Source organism: Streptomyces sp. NPDC015032 (assembly GCF_043080425.1).
Taxonomy (GTDB): domain Bacteria; phylum Actinomycetota; class Actinomycetes; order Streptomycetales; family Streptomycetaceae; genus Streptomyces.
On the sequence record NZ_JBIBVN010000002.1, the window covers coordinates 289,655 to 311,068 of the forward strand.

Annotated in this window: 21 protein-coding genes; 6 read left to right on the top strand and 15 right to left on the bottom strand. The window is 71.5% G+C overall.

Annotated elements, in window-relative coordinates; genetic code table 11:
• Positions 1 to 33 precede the first annotated feature (33 nt).
• Positions 34 to 666, top strand: a complete 633-nt coding sequence (locus ACF08M_RS04190; protein ID WP_392183676.1) for a TIGR03085 family metal-binding protein — start codon at positions 34 to 36, stop codon at positions 664 to 666.
• 24 nt (positions 667 to 690) lie between these two features.
• On the opposite strand, the gene ACF08M_RS04195 is transcribed toward ACF08M_RS04190, so the two are convergent.
• The 10 genes from ACF08M_RS04195 to hisD form a co-directional block, all read right to left on the bottom strand.
• Positions 691 to 1,935 (bottom strand): MFS transporter, encoded by a 1,245-nt coding sequence (locus tag ACF08M_RS04195; RefSeq protein WP_392183677.1) that lies wholly within the window; start codon positions 1,933 to 1,935, stop codon positions 691 to 693.
• A 25-nt stretch (positions 1,936 to 1,960) separates the two neighbouring features.
• Positions 1,961 to 2,548: an ArsR/SmtB family transcription factor gene (locus tag ACF08M_RS04200; RefSeq protein WP_392183678.1), complete on the bottom strand. Its 588-nt coding sequence runs from the start codon at positions 2,546 to 2,548 to the stop codon at positions 1,961 to 1,963.
• 189 nt (positions 2,549 to 2,737) lie between these two features.
• The gene (gene hisF, locus ACF08M_RS04205; protein WP_392183679.1) at positions 2,738 to 3,493 is read right to left on the bottom strand and encodes an imidazole glycerol phosphate synthase subunit HisF; all 756 of its coding nucleotides are present in this window, start codon (positions 3,491 to 3,493) and stop codon (positions 2,738 to 2,740) included.
• Positions 3,490 to 3,888 (bottom strand): RidA family protein, encoded by a 399-nt coding sequence (locus tag ACF08M_RS04210; RefSeq protein WP_392183680.1) that lies wholly within the window; start codon positions 3,886 to 3,888, stop codon positions 3,490 to 3,492. Before ACF08M_RS04210 ends, hisF begins: the two co-directional genes overlap by 4 nt.
• The gene (gene priA, locus ACF08M_RS04215; protein WP_392183681.1) at positions 3,885 to 4,610 is read right to left on the bottom strand and encodes a bifunctional 1-(5-phosphoribosyl)-5-((5-phosphoribosylamino)methylideneamino)imidazole-4-carboxamide isomerase/phosphoribosylanthranilate isomerase PriA; all 726 of its coding nucleotides are present in this window, start codon (positions 4,608 to 4,610) and stop codon (positions 3,885 to 3,887) included. Before priA ends, ACF08M_RS04210 begins: the two co-directional genes overlap by 4 nt.
• Positions 4,610 to 5,251: an imidazole glycerol phosphate synthase subunit HisH gene (gene hisH, locus ACF08M_RS04220; protein ID WP_392183682.1), complete on the bottom strand. Its 642-nt coding sequence runs from the start codon at positions 5,249 to 5,251 to the stop codon at positions 4,610 to 4,612. The genes priA and hisH overlap by 1 nt, the downstream gene beginning before the upstream one ends.
• A gap of 12 nt (positions 5,252 to 5,263) precedes the next feature.
• Positions 5,264 to 5,431, bottom strand: a complete 168-nt coding sequence (locus ACF08M_RS04225; protein WP_392183683.1) for a hypothetical protein — start codon at positions 5,429 to 5,431, stop codon at positions 5,264 to 5,266.
• Positions 5,428 to 6,024, bottom strand: a complete 597-nt coding sequence (gene hisB / locus ACF08M_RS04230) for an imidazoleglycerol-phosphate dehydratase HisB (protein ID WP_392183684.1) — start codon at positions 6,022 to 6,024, stop codon at positions 5,428 to 5,430. The genes ACF08M_RS04225 and hisB overlap by 4 nt, the downstream gene beginning before the upstream one ends.
• Positions 6,025 to 6,139: 115 nt before the next feature.
• On the bottom strand, positions 6,140 to 7,288 hold the full coding sequence (locus tag ACF08M_RS04235) for a histidinol-phosphate transaminase (RefSeq protein ID WP_392183685.1): 1,149 nt from the start codon (positions 7,286 to 7,288) through the stop codon (positions 6,140 to 6,142).
• Positions 7,285 to 8,607, bottom strand: a complete 1,323-nt coding sequence (gene hisD, locus ACF08M_RS04240) for a histidinol dehydrogenase (RefSeq protein ID WP_392183686.1) — start codon at positions 8,605 to 8,607, stop codon at positions 7,285 to 7,287. The genes ACF08M_RS04235 and hisD overlap by 4 nt, the downstream gene beginning before the upstream one ends.
• A gap of 139 nt (positions 8,608 to 8,746) precedes the next feature.
• Here hisD and ACF08M_RS04245 point away from each other — a divergent pair, with 139 nt between their 5' ends.
• The 4 genes from ACF08M_RS04245 (at position 8,747) to ybaK (ending at position 12,937) form a co-directional block, all read left to right on the top strand.
• On the top strand, positions 8,747 to 10,348 hold the full coding sequence (locus tag ACF08M_RS04245; protein ID WP_392183687.1) for an oxidoreductase: 1,602 nt from the start codon (positions 8,747 to 8,749) through the stop codon (positions 10,346 to 10,348).
• A gap of 269 nt (positions 10,349 to 10,617) precedes the next feature.
• A complete protein-coding gene (locus ACF08M_RS04250; protein WP_392183688.1) occupies positions 10,618 to 11,643 on the top strand; it encodes a hypothetical protein in 1,026 nt (341 codons plus the stop codon).
• A gap of 5 nt (positions 11,644 to 11,648) precedes the next feature.
• Complete coding sequence (locus tag ACF08M_RS04255; protein WP_392183689.1) at positions 11,649 to 12,392, top strand: LON peptidase substrate-binding domain-containing protein; 744 nt, start codon at positions 11,649 to 11,651, stop codon at positions 12,390 to 12,392.
• 41 nt (positions 12,393 to 12,433) lie between these two features.
• Complete coding sequence (gene ybaK / locus ACF08M_RS04260) at positions 12,434 to 12,937, top strand: Cys-tRNA(Pro) deacylase (RefSeq protein WP_392183690.1); 504 nt, start codon at positions 12,434 to 12,436, stop codon at positions 12,935 to 12,937.
• A 140-nt stretch (positions 12,938 to 13,077) separates the two neighbouring features.
• On the opposite strand, the gene ACF08M_RS04265 is transcribed toward ybaK, so the two are convergent.
• From ACF08M_RS04265 to ACF08M_RS04280, 4 genes are all read right to left on the bottom strand, one after another.
• Positions 13,078 to 13,821: an ABC transporter permease gene (locus tag ACF08M_RS04265; protein WP_392183691.1), complete on the bottom strand. Its 744-nt coding sequence runs from the start codon at positions 13,819 to 13,821 to the stop codon at positions 13,078 to 13,080.
• A gap of 34 nt (positions 13,822 to 13,855) precedes the next feature.
• Positions 13,856 to 14,584: an ABC transporter permease gene (locus ACF08M_RS04270; RefSeq protein ID WP_392183974.1), complete on the bottom strand. Its 729-nt coding sequence runs from the start codon at positions 14,582 to 14,584 to the stop codon at positions 13,856 to 13,858.
• 193 nt (positions 14,585 to 14,777) lie between these two features.
• A complete protein-coding gene (locus ACF08M_RS04275) occupies positions 14,778 to 15,752 on the bottom strand; it encodes an ABC transporter ATP-binding protein (protein ID WP_392183975.1) in 975 nt (324 codons plus the stop codon).
• 142 nt (positions 15,753 to 15,894) lie between these two features.
• On the bottom strand, positions 15,895 to 17,181 hold the full coding sequence (locus ACF08M_RS04280; protein ID WP_392183692.1) for an NYN domain-containing protein: 1,287 nt from the start codon (positions 17,179 to 17,181) through the stop codon (positions 15,895 to 15,897).
• Between the two features lie 224 nt (positions 17,182 to 17,405).
• Here ACF08M_RS04280 and ACF08M_RS04285 point away from each other — a divergent pair, with 224 nt between their 5' ends.
• On the top strand, positions 17,406 to 17,585 hold the full coding sequence (locus ACF08M_RS04285; RefSeq protein WP_392183693.1) for a hypothetical protein: 180 nt from the start codon (positions 17,406 to 17,408) through the stop codon (positions 17,583 to 17,585).
• A 99-nt stretch (positions 17,586 to 17,684) separates the two neighbouring features.
• Here the strand turns inward: ACF08M_RS04285 and dnaE are convergent, their stop codons facing one another.
• A complete protein-coding gene (gene dnaE / locus ACF08M_RS04290; protein ID WP_392183694.1) occupies positions 17,685 to 21,230 on the bottom strand; it encodes a DNA polymerase III subunit alpha in 3,546 nt (1,181 codons plus the stop codon).
• Positions 21,231 to 21,414: the final 184 nt, after the last annotated feature.

Genomic DNA, 21,414 nt, shown 5'->3' on the forward strand with positions numbered 1-21,414 from the left:
CGGACCGGGTGCGACGGTCGTACGCTGGCGTCCATGTCGACCCATGCGAAGCGTGAACGCCTTCTGCTCGCCGACCTGTTGGAGGCGGCGGGACCGGAAGCCCCGACCCTGTGCCACGGCTGGACCACCCGGGACCTGGCCGCCCATGTGGTGGTCCGCGAGCGCCGGCCGGACGCGGCGGGAGGGGCCGTGCTGGGGGTGCTCAGGAACCGCCTCGAACGGGTGCAGGCGGAGTACGCGGCGAAGCCGTACGAGGAGCTGATCCAGCTGATCCGTACCGGGCCGCCGCGGATGTCCCCGTTCGGTCTGAAGCAGATCGACGAGGCCGCCAACACCGTCGAGTTCTACGTCCATGCGGAGGATGTGCGCCGGGCCCAGCCGGACTGGTCGCGGCGCGAGCTGGACCCGGTCTTCGCCGATGTGCTGTGGTCGCGCGCCGAGCGGACGGCCCGGCTGCTGGGCCGCAAGTCCCCGGTGGGGCTGGTGCTGCGCCGCCCGGACGGCCAGACGGTGGTGGCGCACAAGGGCGCCCCGGTGGTGACGGTCACCGGCGAGCCGGGCGAGCTGCTGCTCTTCGTGTTCGGGCGGCAGGACGCGGCGACGGTGGGCCTCGACGGCGACAAGGAGGCGGTGGCCCGGCTGCACACGGCGGAGCTGGGCATGTAGGGCCGACCGCGCGCATGCCCCGGTTCAGTGCGGGAGTTCCGCGCGGCGCAGCCGGGTGAAGGCCAGTCCGGCCATCACCCCCGCCGCACTCACCGCGGCGCTGGTGACGAAGACCGGGCCCGTCCCCCAGGCGGCGACGGCGACTCCCGTGACCGGATAGCTGAGCGGGGCGATCGCGTGCGTGAAGAGCGTCGAGACGGAGGTGACCCGGCCCAGGTAGGCGGGGTCGGTGACGGTCTGGGTCAGGGCGCCGCACAGGGAGCCGCCGAGACCGGCGAAGAGCCCGATGCAGCCGGCGACGGCGACGGCGAGGCCCACCGAGTCCACGTAGGCCAGGGCCGCGATGGCGACCGCACCGACCAGCACCGTCAGACACATCACCAGTCCGGCCCGCGGCACCCGGCCGCGCACGGCGAGCAGCAGAGCCGACGCCCCCGCGCCGATCCCGAAGCCGGCGACGATCCAGCCCATGCCGGACGCGCCCCAGCCGCGCTGTGCCGCGAGGAGGATCAGGCCGAGGTTGAGCGGCCCGGTGAAGCCCAGCTCGCTGACGGCGGTGACGAGCATCAGCGGTCCGAGCACCGGGTGGCGGCGGATGTGGCGCAGCCCGTCGACCAGCTCGCGCCAGGCATTGCCGGACGGTTCGGCGTTCTCCTGGGCGGGCAGCGGACTGATCCGCAGCGACAGGAGCAGCGGCAGCGATACGGCGAAGAGCACCCCGGCGGCCGCGAACGCGAGCCCGGGGCCGCCGAAGGCCACCGCGGCGCCGCCGAGCGGGGCTCCGACGACATTGGCGGTACGGGAGGCGAGTGAGCGCAGCCCCTGGACGCGGGCCAGCTGGCCGACGGCGGTGATCCGGGGCGGCAGGGCGCCGACGGCGGGCAGGAAGAGGGCGTCGACCACGCCGAAGACGAGCGCGACGGCGATCAGCATCCACACGGCGGGCGAGGTGATCAGCAGCGCGCCCGCGAGGCCCAGGACGACCAGGCAGCGGGCGGCGTCGCTGCCAATGACGACGCGGCGCGGTCCGATCCGGTCGGCGAGCACTCCCCCGCCGAGCATCAGCAGGGCCCTGGGTATGGAGCCGACGGCGAGCACGAGCCCGGTCTGGGAGGCGCTGCCGGTGCGGGCGGCGGCCCAGGCGAGCGCCATGTAGTAGACGCTGTCGCCGATCATCGACGCGGTGTAGGCGCCGAGCCAGCGCAGGATGTTGCCATCGCGGTGGGCGGGGCGTTCGGGGGCGTTCGTGGCCGTCTCGGTGGCGGTCATGAGGGTGTCCTCTCGGGGCGCCGGCTCAGGTGCGGAACGGGAATGCGTACAGGTGCAGGGCGACGTTCTCCCGGCCTTCCGTGTCTCCGGCCTCGTCGCGGGCACGGCCGAGTTCTTCGTACCGGTCGATCAGCTGGTGCATCTCACGGCCGAGCGCGGAGAGCTCCTCGGCGGTGAGCCGGGCCAGGTACTCGGAGCTGGAGGCGGCGCTGCGCCACTCCGGTGGCCAGCTCTGGGCCGAGTCGATGTAGCGGCGGTACAGCTCGACGTGCTGGTCGAACGAGAGCCGGCCGACAGCGGCGTGGGTGGCGACCTTCTCGGGTGCGTCGTTGAAGTCCTCCTGGTGGAAGGTCACCCCCTTCGAGGCGGGCTGCCACCAGCGCTCCCGGCCGTCCTTGCCCTGCCGCTGGGCCTCCTCGATCAAGCCTTGGTCGGCGAGCTTGCGCAGGTGGTAGCTGACCAGCGAGACCGCTTCGTCGACCTGCTCGGCGAGCTGGGAGGCGGTGGCCGTGCGGGAGATGTAGAGCAGCCGGTACAGCCGCATCCGCAGGGGGTGCCCGAACGCCTTCAGGGTCTCCAGATCCGAGATCCGGCGCATTTCGTTGCTTGCCATGCCCCCACCGTAGATAGAAAAGAAAACTTGCGCAATCTTTATTGCGCAATAAAAGTTGCAGGATTCGCTGCGGTGATCGGCGGCCGGCAGCCGCCGGCCGGCAAGCAAGAGGGGGAAACGGACCTCGGAACGCCGATCGCCGGGCGGAGCCGAAAATCGGCTCCGCCCGGCGATCGATGAGCGCTGTGGTCAGCGGACCGGGTGCCCGGCCTTCCTGAGTGCGCCCTTGACCTCGGAGATCCGCAGGTCGCCGAAGTGGAAGACGGACGCGGCGAGCACCGCGTCGGCCCCCGCCGCGATGGCCGGGGCGAAGTCCGCGAGCCGGCCCGCGCCGCCGGAGGCGATGACGGGAACGGTCACATGCTCCCGGACCGCCGAGATCATCTCGGTGTCGTAGCCGTCCTTCGTGCCGTCGGCGTCCATCGAGTTGAGCAGGATCTCGCCCGCGCCCAGCTCGGCGGCCCGGTGCGCCCACTCGACGGCGTCGATGCCGGTGCCCTTGCGGCCGCCGTGCGTGGTGACCTCGAAGGTGCCTGCGGGCGTGCGCCGGGCGTCCACGGAGAGCACCAGGACCTGACGGCCGAAACGCTCGGCGATCTCCCGGATGAGGTCGGGGCGGGCGATGGCCGCGGTGTTGACGCCGACCTTGTCGGCGCCGGCCCGCAGCAGCCTGTCGACATCGTCGGCGGTGCGGACGCCGCCGCCGACCGTGAGCGGGATGAAGACCTGCTCGGCGGTGCGGCGCACCACGTCGTAGGTGGTCTCCCGGTCGCCGCTGGACGCGGTGATGTCCAGGAAGGTCAGCTCGTCGGCGCCCTCGGCGTCGTACAGCTTCGCCATCTCGACGGGGTCGCCCGCGTCGCGCAGGTTCTGGAAGTTGACGCCCTTGACGACCCGGCCGTTGTCGACGTCCAGGCACGGAATGACGCGTACCGCGAGAGTCACCGCGCACCTGCCCGGTAGGCCTCGACCTCGACCTCGACGACCAGGCTCGGGTCCACCAGACCGGCCACGATGATCATCGACGCGGCGGGGCGGACGTCGTCGAAGAGCTCCTTGTGGGCACGGCCGACCTCGTCCACGTCCCGGGCGTGCGTGACGTACATCCGGGTGCGGACCACGTCGTCGCGGCCCAGACCGAGCTGCTTCAGCGCGTCGAAGGCGACCTTGAACGCGGTGACGGTCTGCTCGTACGGGCCGCCCGCGGAGATCTGCCCGTTCTCCACCGACGTGCAGCCGGCGACCAGGACGAGGCCGTTCGGCAGCTCGACCGCGCGGGAGTAGCCGAACTTCTCCTCCCAGGGGGCGCCGGAGGAGATGCGGTTGACGGAGTCGCTCATCCGGAGACCACCTGCAGCGCTTCTTCGAGGGTGAACGCCTTCGCGTACAGCGCCTTGCCGACGATCGCGCCCTCGACGCCGTCCGGGACGAGGGAGGCGATGGCCCGCAGGTCGTCCAGCGAGGAGACGCCGCCGGAGGCGACGACGGGCTTGTCGGTGGCGGAGCAGACGTTCTTCAGGAGTTCCAGGTTGGGGCCCTGGAGCGTGCCGTCCTTGGCGATGTCGGTGACGACGTAGCGGGCGCAGCCCTCGGAGTCGAGGCGGGCGAGCGTCTCGTAGAGGTCGCCGCCGTCGCGGGTCCAGCCACGGCCGCGCAGCGTCGTGCCGCGGACGTCGAGGCCGACGGCGATCTTGTCACCGTGCTCCGCGATGATCTCGGCGACCCACTCCGGGGTCTCCAGGGCGGCGGTGCCGAGGTTGACCCGGGTGCAGCCGGTGGCGAGGGCGGCGGCCAGCGAGGCGTCGTCGCGGATGCCACCGGAGAGCTCGACCTTGATGTCCATGGCGCCGGCCACCTCGGCGATCAGCGCCCGGTTGTCCCCGGTACCGAAGGCGGCATCCAGGTCGACGAGGTGGAGCCACTCGGCCCCGGCGCGCTGCCAGGCGAGGGCGGCCTCCAGCGGGGAACCGTAGGAGGTCTCGGAGCCGGACTCGCCGTGGACGAGGCGGACGGCCTGGCCGTCGCGGACGTCGACGGCGGGAAGGAGTTCAAGCTTCGGCATTACAGCGTCTCAATCCAGTTGGTCAGCAGCTGGGCGCCGGCATCGCCGGACTTCTCGGGGTGGAACTGGGTGGCCCACAGGGCGCCGTTCTCCACGGCCGCGACGAACGGCTCGCCGTGGGTGGCCCAGGTGACCCGGGGCGCACGGATCTTGGCGTTGGTGACCTCCAGGCTCCAGTCGTGCACGGCGTAGGAGTGCACGAAGTAGAACCGGGCCTCGGGGTCGAGACCCGCGAAGAGCTGGGAGTCCTCGGGGGACCGCACGGTGTTCCAGCCCATGTGCGGGACGATCGGGGCCTTCAGCGGGGCGACGGTGCCGGGCCATTCGTCCAGCCCCTCCGTCTCCACGCCGTGCTCGATGCCGCGCTCGAAGAGGATCTGCATGCCGACGCAGATGCCCATGACGGGGCGGCCGCCGGCCAGCCTGCGGCCGATGATCCATTCGCCGCGGGCCTTCTTCAGCCCCTCCATGCAGGCGGAGAACGCGCCGACGCCGGGCACCAGCAGCCCGTCGGCGTTCATCGCCTTGTCGTAGTCGCGGGTGATCTCGACATCCGCGCCGACATGGGCGAGGGCCCGCTCGGCGGAGCGGACATTGCCGAAGCCGTAGTCGAAGACGACGACCTTCTTCTGGTCACTCACAGGTCGCTCTCCTCAGTCCCAGAGTCCCTGGATCCGCATGACGCCTGCGACCAGGCACATCACGGAAGCGAGCCCGAGCAGGACGATGACACCCCTGGGCATCTTCTGCTTCGAGAAGGAGTACACACCGCCGGCCAGGAAGAGGCCGACGACTATCAGAATGGTGTTGAGGCCGGTCACAGCGCACCCTTCGTGGAAGGAAGAATTCCGGCAGCGCGCGGGTCGTGCTCGCTGGCGTAGCGCAGGGCGCGGGCGAGCGCCTTGAACTGGCACTCCACGATGTGGTGGGCGTTGCGCCCGTACGGCACGTGGACGTGCAGGGCGATCTGCGCCTGGGCGACGAAGGACTCCAGGATGTGCCGGGTCATCGTCGTGTCGTATGCGCCGATCATGGGCGCCATGTTCTCGGGCTCGGTGTGCACCAGGTACGGGCGGCCCGACAGGTCGACGGTGACCTGGGCCAGCGACTCGTCCAGCGGGACGGTGCAGTTGCCGAAGCGGTAGATGCCGACCTTGTCGCCGAGGGCCTGCCTGAACGCCGCGCCGAGCGCGAGGGCGGTGTCCTCGATGGTGTGGTGCGAGTCGATGTGCAGGTCGCCGTCGGTCTTGACCGTCAGGTCGAAGAGACCGTGCCGGCCGAGCTGGTCGAGCATGTGGTCGTAGAAGCCGACCCCGGTCGACACATCGACCTTGCCGGTGCCGTCGAGATTTATCTCGACGAGTACCGAGGTTTCCTTGGTGGTGCGTTCCACGCGGCCTACGCGGGGGTTCATGCGCTTGCTCCTTGGTTGTGCTCGCCTCGCCGGGCCGGATCGCGGTCGGCCCCGGATCGGCTGGGGGTCCGGGGGCCGTCCCCCGGGAGATGCAGTACGCGGCCTACGCGGGGGCTCATGCGCCGTGCTCCTTCTTGGCGAACTCATTTACAAGCGTGCGTGCCGCGTCGAGGAACGCGTCGTTCTCTGCCGGGGTGCCCGCGGAGACCCGCAGCCATCCCGGTACGCCGTTGTCCCGGACCAGGACGCCCCGGTCGAGGATCCGCTGCCAGGCGGTGTGGCTGTCGGCGAAGCGGCCGAACTGGACGAAGTTGGCGTCCGAGTCGGTGACGTCGTAGCCGAGCGCGCGCAGTTCCGTGACGATCCGGTCGCGCTCGCTCTTGAGCTGGGCGACGTATCCGAGCAGCGTATCGGTGTGCTCCAGGGCGGCGAGCGCGGTGGCCTGCGTGACGGAGGACAGGTGGTACGGCAGCCGCACCAGCTGGACCGCGTCGACGACGGCCGGGTCGGCGGCGAGGTAGCCGAGGCGCAGTCCGGCGGCGCCGAACGCCTTGGACATGGTGCGCGAGAGCACCATGTTCGGCCGGCCCTCGATCAGCGGGAGCAGCGAGGCGTGGTGGCTGAACTCGCCGTACGCCTCGTCGACGACGACCATCGACGGCCCGGCCGCCTGGGCCGCCTCGTACAGCGCGAGGACGGTGTCGGCGTCGACGGCGGTGCCGGTGGGGTTGTTGGGCGAGGTGATGAACACGACGTCGGGCCGGTGCTCGGCGATGGACTTCCGGGCGGCCTCGACGTCGATGGTGAAGTCCTCGTTGCGCGGTCCGGAGATCCAGCGGGTGCCGGTACCGCGCGCGATGAGGGCGTGCATGGAGTAGGAGGGCTCGAAGCCGATCGCGGTGCGCCCGGGGCCGCCGAAGGTCTGCAGCAGTTGCTGGAGCACCTCGTTGGAGCCGTTGGCGGCCCAGACGTTGGCGAGAGCGACCTCGTGTCCGGCGGTGCGGCTGAGGTAGCGGGCCAGTTCCGTACGGAGCTCGACGGCGTCCCGGTCGGGGTAGCGGTTGAGGTCGCGGGCGGCCTCGCGGACGCGCTCGGCGATCCGGTCGACGAGCGCCTCGGGCAGCGGGTACGGGTTCTCGTTGGTGTTCAGCCGCACGGGTACGTCGAGCTGCGGCGCCCCGTACGGGGACTTGCCGCGCAGCTCGTCGCGGATCGGGAGATCGTCGATGCGGGTGGCCCTGCGGGGGGTGTTGCGGTGTGTCACTGCTGCGGGACCTCTCCGCCGAACCTGGCCTTGAGCGCGGCGCCGTGGGCGGGGAGGTCCTCCGCCTCGGCGAGGGTCACGACGTGGTGGGTGACCTCGGCGAGCGCGTCGCGGGTGTAGTCGACGATGTGGATGCCGCGCAGGAAGGACTGCACGGAGAGGCCCGAGGAGTGGCAGGCGCAGCCGCCGGTGGGCAGGACGTGGTTGGAGCCGGCGCAGTAGTCGCCGAGCGAGACCGGGGCCCACGGGCCGACGAAGACCGCTCCGGCGTTGCGGACCCGGTCGGCGACGGCCGCGGCGTCGGCGGTCTGGATCTCCAGGTGCTCGGCGGCGTACGCGTCGACGACCTTGAGCCCGTCCTCCAGGTCATTGACCAGGACGATCGCGGACTGGCGGCCGGCCAGCGCGGGCTCGATCCGGTCGGTGACGTGCTTGGTCGCGGCGACCTGCGGCTTCAGCTCGGCCTCGGTGGCGGCGGCCAGTTCCTCGGAGTCGGTGACCAGGACCGCGGCAGCCATCGGGTCGTGCTCGGCCTGGCTGATCAGGTCGGCGGCGACGTGGACCGGGTCGGCGGTGGAGTCGGCGAGGATCGCGATCTCCGTGGGGCCCGCCTCGGCGTCGATGCCGATCCGGCCCTTGAGGAGGCGCTTGGCGGCGGCGACGTAGATGTTGCCGGGGCCGGTGACGAGGTTCACCGGAAGGCATTCGGCCGTTCCGTAGGCGAACATCGCGACGGCCTGGGCGCCGCCGGCCGCGTACACCTCGTCGACGCCGAGCAGGGCGCAGGCGGCGAGGATGGTGGGGTGCGGCAGACCGTCGAAGTCCTTCTGCGGCGGGGACGCGACGGCGATGCCCTCGACGCCCGCCTCCTGGGCGGGTACGACGTTCATGACCACGGACGACGGGTAGACGGAGCGTCCGCCCGGGACGTACAGCCCGACGCGCTCGACCGGCACCCACTTCTCGGTGACGGTGCCGCCGGGGACGACCTGGGTGGTGTGCGTGGTGCGGCGCTGCTCGCGGTGGACGAGACGGGCCCGGCGGATCGACTCCTCCAGCGCAGCCCGTACGTCGGGGTCGAGCCCCTCCAGCGCCCCGGCGATCGCCGGGGCGGGAACGCGGATCGAGTCGATCCGTACGCCGTCGAGTTTCTCTCCCCACTCGATCACCGCCGCCGAGCCACGATGGCGTACGTCCTCGCAGATGGGCCGCACCGTCTCCAGGGCGGCTTCCACGTCGAACTCGGCACGGGGCAGCAGGTCGCGCAGGGCTCCGCCCTCGGGGAGGGCGTCACCGCGCAGATCGATTCGAGAGATCACACCGCAATTCTCGCAGACCGCCTGCGGCCTCCGGTCGCCCGTATCACTGGCTGATACTTCTCTCGGCGGTATCCGCTGACCAATCGCGTTCACGTCGTCACCCAGCGGGAAGAACAGCTCCGAGCGGAAGGGGCACCCCGTGACCGAACCGCACGACGGCGATTTTCCGGACGGCCTCAGCGCGGCCGAGCTGGGCATGTGGCAGGCATTCCGGAACGGCAGCACCTACGATCTGCGCGCCCGCGACCCGGCGCGGGACGATCCGTTCGCGCCGCCCGTCTGGGGACCGGAACGCAGTGTGAACGGGCGCGTCGTCGCCCGGCTGCTGCTGTCCGGGCCGCCGCCGCGGCCCGGCCGGGTCGCCGCGCTGAAGCTCCGGGGGGTGCGGATCACCGGAACGCTCGATCTCGCGGGCGGGCGCGTCGCGCCGTACGTCGAGCTGACCGGCTGCCGTTTCGAGAACGAGGTGGTGCTGCCCGAATGCCATTTCACGACGTTACGGATCGTCGGCTGTGCGATGCCCCGGCTGGAGGCGGCCCGGCTGCGCACCGAGGGCGATCTGCATCTGCCGCGCTGCCGCGTCAAGCACGGGATCCGGCTCACCGACGCCCAGATCGGCACCGATCTGCTGATCAACCAGATCGAGATCGGCCCCGACCGGGGCGGGCGCGCCCTGGCCGCCGACGGTCTGGCGGTCGGCCAGGACCTCCAGGCGGAGCTGGTCGAGGCACGCGGCGAGCTGAGCCTGCGCGGCGCGAAGGTCGGCGGTTCGCTGAGCCTGCGCGGCAGCAGACTGCGGGGCCGGGAGGGCAGGCGCGCGCTGAACGCCCCGCAGCTGACGGTGGAGCGGACGCTGTACATGAGCGAGGCGTGGGTGAGTGTCGACACCGGGAACCAGGGCACCACTCCCCCGTACGGCATCGTCATGGCCCCGACCCCGGCACGCGGTACGCGTTCGCAGATCTTCGAGTGCCGCGGCGGGGTGCGCCTCGACGACGGGCGGTTCGGCGATGCCGTGGATCTGCACAAGGCGCGGTTCGTGCTGGCCCGGCACGAGGAGCTGTCGCTGCGCCGGATCGTCACTCCGGAGCTGCGGTTCAACGCGGAGCGGCCGGAGGAGGGCCGGGTCGTACTGAACGGCGCGAGGGTGGTCACCCTGATCGACGTGTCGACCAGCTGGCCGGGGCCCGGCGGTCTGGCGATGGGCGGTTTCGTGTACGAGAACCTCGTCCCGTACGGGCACTTTCCGCTCTCCCGGCGCCTGGAGTGGGTGGCGGCGGCGACCCCGGAGTACGTGCCGGAGCCGTACGAACGCCTCGCGACGGTGCTGCGCAGCTGCGGGGAGGACGCGGACGCCCGCGAGGTGCTGCTGGCCAAGCAGCGCAGGCGGCGCGAGACGCTGCCGCCCGCGGCGAAGCTCTGGGGCTTCCTGCAGGACTGGACGGTGGCGTACGGCTACCGGCCGGGCCGGGCCGCGGTCTGGATGGCGGTGCTGTGGGCGGCGGGCACCCTGGCCTTCTCCCAGCACGTCCCGGCGGCGATCAAACAGGACGAGCATCCGCAGTGGAACCCCGCCCTGTACGCACTCGACCTGCTGGTGCCGGTGATCAACCTCGGCCAGGACGGTTACTGGCGGCTGGAGGACGGCTGGCAGTGGACGGCGGCCGTGCTCGTCCTGCTGGGTTGGATACTGGCCACCACGGTCGCGGCCGGCGCCTCACGGCTGCTGCGCCGGGGCTGACCGGGATCCGGCCGCGGCGGGCACCGGGCAACCGCCCGGAGGCCCGCCGCGGGGCGGTCGTCGCGGCTGCGGAGGCCCTGGCCGACGACGGGCCGGGCCCTGCCCGAAGGGCCGTACCCGGCCCGCCGGAGCGACGGGAACAAGCCAGATTCCCGACTTTCTTTTACCTTTTATTGACCGTGCTCGATACAACCCCTCCACTCGGCACCAAAGCTTCACAGCACCCCCCTTGGCGCCGCCCCGACCAGCGCTTTTCAATGGTCTGCGCCATGTCATTCCTTCGCGCTCTGCTCCGTACCGCGGGCACGGTCCGGCGTTCCCCCCAGGGATCGGCCGGGCTGCCGGCGGACGACGCAGTGCTGCTCGACGCCCCCGACGAACGGCTCTCCCCAGCGCTCGTCGCCGCCGCCCTCGGGGAGTACGAACCGGCCGCGAAGCTCCTCGCCATCACCCGGGACGGCGCCGAGTGGGAGAACCGGGACCGCTACCTCGGCCGGCTCGTCACCTTCGCCCGCAGCCGCGACGGCTGGCTCACCGGCTGGCTCGCCGCCGCACCGCACGACCCGGACGCGCTGCTCGTCAAGGCGGAGCTGGCGGTCCGCCGGGCCTGGGAGTCGCCCGTCCGGGCCGAGCAGCTGCGCGAGGTGGGGCCGCTGATCACCGCGGCGGCCGAGAGCGATCCGCGCGACCCGGTGCCCTGGCGGCTGGCACTCGACCACGCGCGCGGCACCCACGCCACGCACACCACCTTCGAGGCGCTGTGGGAACAGGCGATCCAGCGCTCCTCGCACCACTACGGCTGCCATGTCGCGGCCCTGCGGTACCTCTCCGCCGCCTGGTACGGCTCGCACCGCGAATGCTTCGACTTCGCCGAACGGGCGGCCGAGGACTCGCCGCCCGGCTCACTGGTGCAGGCGCTGCCGCTGCGGGCCGCCTTCGCCCTGCTGATCGAAGGGCCGGGCGCACGGACCACTTCGGTGCAGGAGGAACGGATCGACGCGGCGGCGGATCTGGCGATCACCCTGTCCGCCTCGTTCGCACCCGGCGATCCCTGGCCCGCCGGGGTCCGCAACCTGCTGGCCTTCGTACTGGTCGCCCGGGGCCGCTGGGACGAGGCGCTGGATCAGTTCCGCCGGATCGGGCCCCACGCGGCGTCGTTCCCGTGGTCGTCGGTCTCCGACGATCCGCTCGGCCGGTTCCTCGACGCGAGGAACGACGCGCGGCTCCGGGTGGCCTGTGCGACACCTTTGCCGGGCCGGGCCGACCGGGGCCGGCCCCGCGGCCATTACGCTTGACCGTTGTGACCACCGCTCGCCTGCCTCTGTTCCCGCTGAACGCGGTGCTGTTCCCCGGCCTCGTGCTGCCGCTGAACGTCTTCGAAGAGCGTTATCGCGCCATGATGCGCGAACTGCTGAAGACCGGCGGCGACGAGCCCCGCCGCTTCGCCGTGGTCGCGATCCGCGACGGCCACGAGACCGCCCCGACGGCCACCGGAATGCCGGACCCGACGAGCACCCCCGCCGAGCGCGGCCCCGCGGACGGCTTCGGTCCCGACCCGCTCCAGACCTTCCACCGGGTCGGCTGCATCGCCGACGCGGCGAAGATCCGGGAACGGCCGGACGGCAGCTTCGAGGTCCTCGCGACCGGCACCACCCGGGCCAGGCTGTGCTCCGTCGACGCGAGCGGCCCCTATCTGACGGCCGAACTCGAAGAGCTGGACGAGGAACCCGGCGAGGAGGCGGGCGCACTGGCCGAAGGCGTCCTGCGGGCCTTCCGCAGCTACCAGAAGCGGCTGGCCGGGGCGAGCGAACGGTCCCTGACGACCGGCGCGGACCTGCCCGACGAACCCTCCGTCGTCTCCTACCTGGTCGCGGCGGCCGCCGTACTCGACATCCCGTCGAAGCAGCGGCTGCTCCAGGCGCCCGACACCGCGACCCGGCTGCGCGAAGAGCTGACGCTGCTGCGTTCCGAGACCGCCGTCATCCGGCATCTGCCGTCCCTGCCCGCGGCGGACCTGACGCGTCCCCCCGTCCACCCCAACTGACCGACCGGCCGACAGCCGACCGACCCGAGGACCCTCTCCCCGTGGCGAAGAAGCCGAAGAAGCAGCAGCAGTCCGGCGGCACCCCGGCAACGGTCGCGCTGACCGCGGCCGGCATGGCGTTCACCGTCCATTCCTACGACCACGACCCGGCGTCGGCCTCCTACGGCGAGGAGGCGGCCGAGGCACTGGGCGTCTCCCCCGACCGGGTCTTCAAGACCCTGGTCGCGGAGGTCGACGGCAGTCTCACCGTGGCGGTCGTCCCGGTGGCCGGCTCGCTCGACCTCAAGGCGCTGGCCTCCGCGGTGGGCGGCAAACGCGCCGCGATGGCCGACCCGGCGGCAGCGGAACGCACCACCGGCTACGTACGGGGCGGCATCTCCCCGCTGGGCCAGCGGAAGCAACTGCGTACGGTGCTCGACGCGTCGGCACGGTCCCACGAGACCATCTGCGTCTCGGCGGGCCGGCGCGGCCTGGAGGTCGAACTCTCCCCCGCGGACCTGGCATCGCTGACGGGCGCGGTCTTCGCGGAGATCGGCCGGGAGTAGGCCCGCCCCAGCCCATCCCGCGGCCCACCTCGCACCCCAGGACACCCGCACCCCGCCGCCCCGGAACCACCCGCCGCCCAGGGCCTCGCGTCCGGATCACGCCGGGCTCGCGGGGTCCGGCATGATCCGGACGAAAGTCGCTAGGCCCCGGCCGGCGGCACCGGCGGCGTACCCGCTCCCGGAGCGCCGGGCCCCGCACCGGAACCCGCGCCCGGCACCGGCCCACCCGCGGCCCACCCGGGAAACGCTCCCCACTCCGGCTCCGGATCACGCGGTCCGAACAACGCGGTCAACCCGAGATGAACCGCCATCGCCCCGATCGACCACACCAGCAACGCGACCCCCTTCGACCGCAGCTGGAGCGGCGCGTCGAAGACCACGCCCTTGCCGACCGCCCGCGCGTGCGCGACCACGTCCTGCTCCGGACCGAGCCACACCCCCAGCCGCCAGGCAATCAGCGAACCGAGCAGCCCGCCCAGCGCGAGCCCCACCACGAGGGCGATGCCGCCACGCCGCTGGAACCAGAAGACCAGCGCCGCGGAGAGCACACCGAATGCCAGGGCGAGCAGCACGAACGTGCCGTCGGCGCCGATCGCCTCCTCGCCCTCGCTGTCGCTGAGGAAGACGGCCGTGCTGTCGGAGATCAGGGGAACCCGCGGGGCCAGCCACGCCCAGAGAAATCCGAGCGCGATGCCCGCGACGGCCGTGAGAACGGTGACGACAGCGGCCCGCCGCAGATCCGACCGGCGGCCGTTCTCACCCTCGGACTCCACCGGGGCCCCGGAGCCGGGGCCACCGGGGCTCCCCGGCCCGCCCCACGTCGGCGGGGTCTGCCAGGGGCCGTTGGACGAGGGCTGGTGAGGCGGCGTCAGAGGTGCGGTCACCGTGCCATCGTGCCAGGCGTAGCTGTGCGGCGCCTCACCGGACCGCTGCCCTGCGGTACGCCCAGGTGGCCACGGCCAGCGAGAGGACGCCGACGGCGGCGCAGACCGCGAGGTCCAGCGCGACGACCGCCCAGTCGGGACGGGCGTCGAAGGACCGCGAGAGTGCCTCGACACCGTACGTCGAGGGCAGCAGATCGCGGGCCCAGCCGATCGGCGCGGGCAGCCGGTCGGCCGGCAGGACGCCGAGCAGCAGCGCCGCCGACATGCCCAGCTGCCCGAGCAGCGTGGCCAGCTCCTGCCGGGGCGCGAGCAGCCCCAGCGCGGCGCCGAGCCCGGAGAGCGCCGCCCCGGAGAGCGGGATGACGGCGACGAGCACCCACAGATGGGTCAGCGGCAGCCCGAACAGCACGCTTCCCGCCACGGCCGTGACGATGGTGCCGGGCACCGTGAAGGAGGCGTACGCCCCGGCGGCACCGAGCACCACCGCGGCGGGCGGCACCGGCAGGGTCGCGTAGTGGTCGAGCCCGCCGCCGGCCCGCAGCTGCCCGAAGTACTGGGCGAGCAGGTTGAGCGCCACGAAGGCCACCACGAGGACGCTGGATCCGGCCACGACGGCCCGCGCCTCGACGTCGCCGTCGACGACCCCGCGCATCAGCACCATGATCCCGACGGACTGGAAGGTCGCGACGAAAAGCAGCGGAATACGGGCGACCCGGGCCCGGGACAGCTGGGCACGGTAGACGGCCGCGAGCGAGGGGAACAGCCGGGCGCGCGGCGCGAGCGGCGCGGGGGCCGCCTCGGGCCGGCCGTCGTCCTCGCGGCCGGCCCGGCCGTCCTCGGGGGTCCGGACGGGTCCGGTCACCGCCTGCGCGGGAACGATGCTCGTCACCTGGCGCTGCTCCTCTTCGCTCCCTGTCCGGCCGCGCACCCGCACCCGGCCTCCCCGCCCACCCCGGTCATGCCTTCACCAGCCCCTTGGCCGCGTCCCCGCCGAGCGCGAGATAGACATCCTCCAGGCTGGGCGTCGCCAGGGTGAAGTCGCCGAGTGCGGCGAAGGCCGCGCCGCCGGTCACGGCGGCCACCGCCGCCCGCGCCTCGTCGGGACCGAGCCGCAGCACCCAGCGCCGTCCGGACTCCTGGGCAAAGCCGCGCAGCGCGGCCACCTCGGGCACGTCCAGCGGCGCCCGTTCGCGCCACACCAGCTCGACCCGGACCTCACCCGCGACACGTTCCTTGAGGCCGGCCGGCGTATCGCAGGCGATGACCGTGCCGCGTTCGATCACGGCGACCCGGTCGAGGACCGTCTCGGCCTCGATGACGTTGTGGGTGACGAGCAGCACCGTCGTGCCGTGTTCGGCCCGGCGCCGGTCCACCGCGGCCCAGACGGCCCGCCGCGCGACGGGATCCATCCCGGTCGTCGGCTCGTCCAGCACCAGCACCGGCCGCTCGCCGACCAGCGCGGCGGCGAAGCAGGCGAGCCGCCGCTGTCCACCGGAGAGCTTCTTCAGGGGGCGTCCCGCGATCTCGGTGAGTCCGAGTTCGTCGAGTACGGCGTTGCGTTCGGCGCGCGCGTCCCGTACCGGAAGGCCGCGCAGCCGTCCGGTGGTCTCGGCGGCGAGCGACACCGTCAGTTCGTCGAGGGCGGTGGACTCCTGGCCGAGGTATCCGATCAGCCGGGAGGCCCGCTCGGGGTGGCGTACGAGATCGTGGCCCAGCACGGTGACGCTGCCGGAGTCGGGCCGCATCAGCCCGGTCAGCTGACGTACCAGGGTGGACTTCCCGGCGCCGTTGGGGCCGAGGAGCCCGAAGATCTCACCGCGCCGCACATCCAGGCTGATCCCGTCGGTGGCGCGCACCTCGGGTGTGGCGGGCGCACCGCGTCGGCCGCGGGCGGCGGGATAGGTCTTGACCAGATCACGCACCGCGCACACGGTCCCGGTCGCCGTCTGCGCCTGTGCTGTGCCCGTACTCACGAGGTACGAGAGTACGGGGTCGGATGCCCCGGATCGTGCCCGGGGCCGGGCCGGCCGGGCCGGGACGCGGCGATCGCCGGCCGGGTTGCCCGCCCTGCCGTCAGTCGGCGGACGGGCCCGTCCACTCCGCCGCGGGGGCGTGTTCCGCCGCGGCCCGTACATCGATCTCCCGCCAGAATCCCGCCCGGATCGCATAGCGGTCGTGCTCGTCGATCTGGTCGTCCTTGTGGGCGAGCAGGCCGAACCGTGCCGCGTACCGCAGCAGCTCGCCGTCGATGCGGTGCGGGATGCGCGGATACATGGTCGACAGCTTCTGCAGATGGGCGGCCTCCGGCAGCCGCTCCATCCAGCGGCGGGCGAAGACCTGGCCCACCTCGAAGGGGTCGCCGCCGACGGTGGTGATGTCCTCCTCGCGGTCCGCCCAGCGCTGCTCGGCGCTGGTGAGCTGGGCCAGTGTCGGGAGGGACGCGGTTTCGGCGGGCTCGCCCAGTGGCCCGCCGCGGTCCATCCAGCCCTTGTCGGAGGACCAGCGCAGGGTCGCGCCGGCGGGCGGGGGCTGGGTGGGGTGCTGGGCCGGCTGGGTGCCGGGGCCGCGCAGGGTGCCCGCCAGGTCCTTGGGGGTGGGGACGCCCTTTCCGCCGAGGCCGGGCCGCTCTGCGGTGGTGCTGCTCTCCTCGGGCGGCGGGGCGGTGCCGTCGGCGGCGGCCTGCCCCTCGGCCTCCGGCGCCCGCTCGGCGGACGCGGCGAGGGCCGCTTCGGGCAGCGGCGCGGCGAGGATCGCGGCGATCTCCGGCCGGGGCGCGGGCGGCGGGGCGCAGACGCCGCCGGTCTCCTTGGCCCGTATGGCGCGGGTGATCCAGGCCCGGTCGAGCACCCTTCGTTCGTCGGCCTCGGCGACCAGGTCCTCGGACTGGTTGTAGTCGCCGTCGGCGGCCTGGACGGCCCACAGGTGGACGGCGACGCCGTGTTCCTTGGCGGACATCAGGCCGGGCAGCAGATCGCCGTCGCCGGTCACCAGCACCACGTCGGAACAGGCCCGGTTCCTGGCCAGCTCCGTGAGCTCGGCGTGCATCGCGGCGTCGACGCCCTTCTGCGCCCAGCGCCCGTCACTACGGGTGAGGGCGCCGAGCCGGACGGTCACCCGGGGCACCACCCGCAGCCTGCGGTGCTCGGGCTGCGGTACGCGGTCGGGGGCGCCGTCGAACCAGTAGATCCGCAGCAGCGGCTGCTGCGTATCGGTCTCTGCCAGCTCCCGCAGGCCCCGGATGAGGGCCGCGTGGTCGACGGTGATGCGGGAACGGGCGGGCTCTCCGGCAAGCAGACTCGCGGCTGCACCCAGCAAGTAGCCGGCGTCCACCAGGACGACGCAACGGTCCACGCGTTCCACCCTCTTCCAGAAATTCGGGTGTGGTCTTTGCCAAAGGTTTCCTTCGAGTCTGCCCGACCGCGCAGGGGTTGACGGCCGGAACTCGATCATCGGCGTGGCGGATCGGAAAAACGGCGCATCATACCCCCTCACTACGCACGGTAATGATCCAACATGCACCCTTTACACCACTATGTGAGTCTGAACGCGATCCTGGCCCCGAGAGTCCCCACAGGAGGAACGCCATGGCCAAGAACAAGAACCGCAAGCAGGGCAGCCGGCAGACCCGCACATCCGGTCCGGAGCACGGTGCGGAAGAGTCCAAGTCGAACACGTACGAGTCGCAGATACAGCCTCAGCCGCAGGCCCAGGGCAGCCCTGCCGATGTCGCCCGCAAGCACCAGCGGCGCTTCGGCCACAACTGACCGGCCGGATTTCCGGTCCGGCCACGGGCCGTGTGACCGAGAGGGGCGCTCCCGCCTACGCGGGGGCGCCCCTCTCGTACGTCCGGGTCGTGAACCGGATCAGCCGGCCAGGCAGGACGGCCCGAGCAGCACCTTCAGGTCACCGAAGAGCGCCGGGTCGGGCTTCACCCGGTGCCGGTCGAGCCGGAGCACCGTGGTCTTGCGGGGGCCCTGGAGCCTGATCCGCACCTCGGTGTCGCCCCGGTGGTTGCTGAGGACCTCGCCGAGGCGGCTGACCATCGGCGGCGTGATCTTGACCGTGGGGATGGTGAGGACCACGGGGGCGTTGGTGCCCGCCGACGAGATGTCGGGGACCTGCATCTCCATGGCGACGAGCCGGGGCACGTCCTCGCGCTTGTCGAGACGTCCCTTGACGAAGACGACGGTGTCCTCGACGAGCTGGGTGGAGACCAGCTGGTAGGTGGCGGGGAAGAACATGCACTCGATGGAACCGGCCAGGTCCTCGACAGTCGCGATGGCCCAGGCGTTGCCCTGCTTGGTCATCTTGCGCTGGAGTCCGGAGATGATGCCGCCGACGGTGACGATGGCGCCGTCGGCGTGCTCCCCGCCGGTCAGCTGGGAGATCGAGGAGTCGGCCTTGTCGGACAGCACGTGCTCCAGGCCGAAGAGCGGGTGGTCGGAGACGTACAGCCCGAGCATCTCGCGCTCCTGGGCCAGCAGGTAGGACTTCTCCCACTCGATGTCGGAGAACTCCACGTCGAGCCCGAAGCCCGGCTCGGAGGCGCCGTCGTCCGAGTCGCCCATGCCGCCGAAGAGGTCGAACTGTCCCTCGGCCTCCTTGCGCTTGACCTGCACCACGTTGTCGATCATCGGCTCGTGGTGCGCGACCAGGCCCTTGCGGGTGTGGCCCATCTCGTCGAAGGCGCCGGCCTTGATCAGCGACTCCACGGTGCGCTTGTTGCACACCACCGCCTCGACCTTGTCCAGGAAGTCGGGGAAGCTGCCGTACTTCCCCTTCGCCTTGCGGCACCGGATGATCGAGTCGACGACGTTCTGCCCCACGTTGCGGACGGCGGTCAGGCCGAAGAGGATCACGTCGTCGCCCTGGGCCGCGAAGTTCGACAGCGACTCGTTCACATTGGGCGGCAGCACCTTGATGCCCATGCGGCGGCACTCGTTGAGGTAGACCGCCGACTTGTCCTTGTCGTCCTTGACCGAGGTGAGCAGCGCCGCCATGTACTCCGCGGGGTAGTTCGCCTTCAGATACGCGGTCCAGTAGGTGACCAGGCCGTACGCGGAGGAGTGCGCCTTGTTGAACGCGTAGCCGGCGAACGGGACCAGCACGTCCCACAGGGCCTGGATCGCGGCGTCGGAGAAGCCGTTCTTCTTGGCACCCGCCTGGAAGAGGACGAAGTTCTTCTCCAGTTCCTCGGGCTTCTTCTTGCCCATCACACGGCGCAGGATGTCGGCCTCGCCGAGCGAGTACCCGGCGACGATCTGGGCGGCCTTCTGCACCTGCTCCTGGTACACGATCAGGCCGTAGGTGAGGCCGAGGACCTCCTTGAGCGGCTCCTCCAGCTCCGGGTGGATCGGGGTGATCTCCTGCCGGGCGTTCTTGCGCTCGGCGTAGTTCGTGTGGGAGTTCATGCCCATCGGACCCGGCCGGTACAGGGCCGAGACGGCGGAAATGTCCTCGAAGTTGTCGGGCTGCATCTGGCGCAGCAGGGAGCGCATCGGGCCGCCGTCGAACTGGAACACGCCGAGCGTGTCACCGCGGCAGAGCATCTCGTACGTCTTCGGGTCGTCCAGCGGGAGGCCGAGCAGGTCCAGCTTGATGTCCTTGTTGCTCTCCACCATCTTGACGGCGTCGTCCATGATGGTGAGGTTGCGCAGGCCGAGGAAGTCCATCTTCAGCAGGCCGAGCGACTCGCACTGCGGGTAGTCCCACTGCGTGATGGTGACGCCGTCGGTGTGCCGCACCCAGACCGGGGCGTGGTCGACGATGGGCTCGCTGGACATGATGACGCCCGCGGCGTGCACGCCCATCTGCCGGACCAGGCCCTCGACACCCTTCGCGGTGTCGATGACCTTCTTCACGTCCGGCTCGTTCTCGTACATCCCCCGGATCTCGCCCGCCTCGCTGTAGCGCGGGTGCTTGGGGTCGGTGATGCCGTTGAGGTCGATGCCCTTGCCGAGGACGTCGGCGGGCATGGCCTTGGTGAGCCGGTCGCCCATCGCGTACGGGTAGCCGAGGACGCGGGCGGAGTCCTTGATGGCGTTCTTCGCCTTGATCTTGCCGTACGTGCCGATCATGGCGACCTTGTCGGCGCCGTACTTCTCCGTCACGTACCTGATCACTTCGACGCGCCGACGCTCGTCGAAGTCGATGTCGACATCGGGCATGGAGACGCGCTCGGGGTTGAGGAACCGCTCGAAGATCAGCCCGTGCTCGATCGGGTCGAGGTCGGTGATGCCCATCGCGTACGCCACGATCGAGCCGGCCGCGGAGCCTCGGCCGGGGCCGACCGCGATGCCGTTGTTCTTCGCCCACATGATGAAGTCGGCGACCACCAGGAAGTACCCCGGGAACCCCATCTGGATGATGACGTCCATCTCGTACTCGGCCTGCTTCTGCCGGTCCTCGGGGACGCCGGCCGGGAAGCGCCGGTTCATACCGACCCGGACCTCCTCCTGGAACCAGGTGATCTCCGTGAACCCGTCCGGGATGTCGAACTTCGGCATCAGGTCGCGCTTCTCGAACATCCCCGCGGTGTCGATCTGCTGCGCGACCAGCAGTGTGTTGGCGCACCCCTCCTGCCAGGCGTCGGAGGAGTCGACGGCGTACATCTCGTCGGTCGTCTTGAGGTAGTAGCCGGTGCCGTCGAAGCGGAAGCGGTCCGGGTCGGAGAGGTTCTTCCCGGTCTGGATGCACAGCAGCGCGTCGTGCGCGGTCGCCTCGTGGGCGTAGGTGTAGTGCGAGTCGTTGGTCACCAGCGGCGGGATGCTCAGCTTCTTGCCGATTTCGAGGAGCCCGTCGCGGACCCGGCGCTCGATCTCGATGCCGTGGTCCATCAGCTCCAGGAAGTACCTGTCCTCGCCGAAGATGTCCTTGTAGTCCGAGGCCGCCTGCACCGCCTCGTCGAACTGCCCCAGCCGCAGCCGGGTCTGCACCTCGCCCGAGGGACAGCCGGTGGACGCGATCAGACCCTCGGACCACTGGGCGATGGTCTCCTTGTCCATACGCGGCCACTTCTGCAGCCAGCCCTCCGCGTACGCGTCCGACGACAGCCGGAAGAGGTTGTGCAGCCCCGTCGAGTTCGCCGCCCAGATCGTCTTGTGGGTGTAACCACCCGAACCCGAGACGTCGTCACGCTTCTGGTGGGGCTGGCCCCACTGGATCTTCCGCTTGTGCTTGCGCGACTCCGGGGCGACGTACGCCTCGATCCCGATGATCGGCGTCACGCCCGCCTTCTGCGCCGAATGGAAGAAGTCGTAGGCGCCGTGCAGGTTGCCGTGGTCGGTCATGGCGATATGGGACATGCCCATCTCATTGCACGCGTTGAACATGTCCTTGAGCCGCGCGGCACCGTCCAGCAGCGAGTACTGGGTGTGGACGTGAAGGTGCGTGAAAGGCGGCTTGGTCACGGCGGTGGGCCTCCGAAGTGCAGGCGCGGCGCGGAGCGCCTCGATGAGGGGCTGCGGTCGGGCGACGGGCGGGCGGACGGACTGGGGGGACAGCGTGGAAGTCTACGTCTCCGAAGTGACAACCGAGGGGCACTCCCGGCTGCGGTCGCGCGTTGAAGGGGCTGAGAAGGCCGTCCCGTTTGTC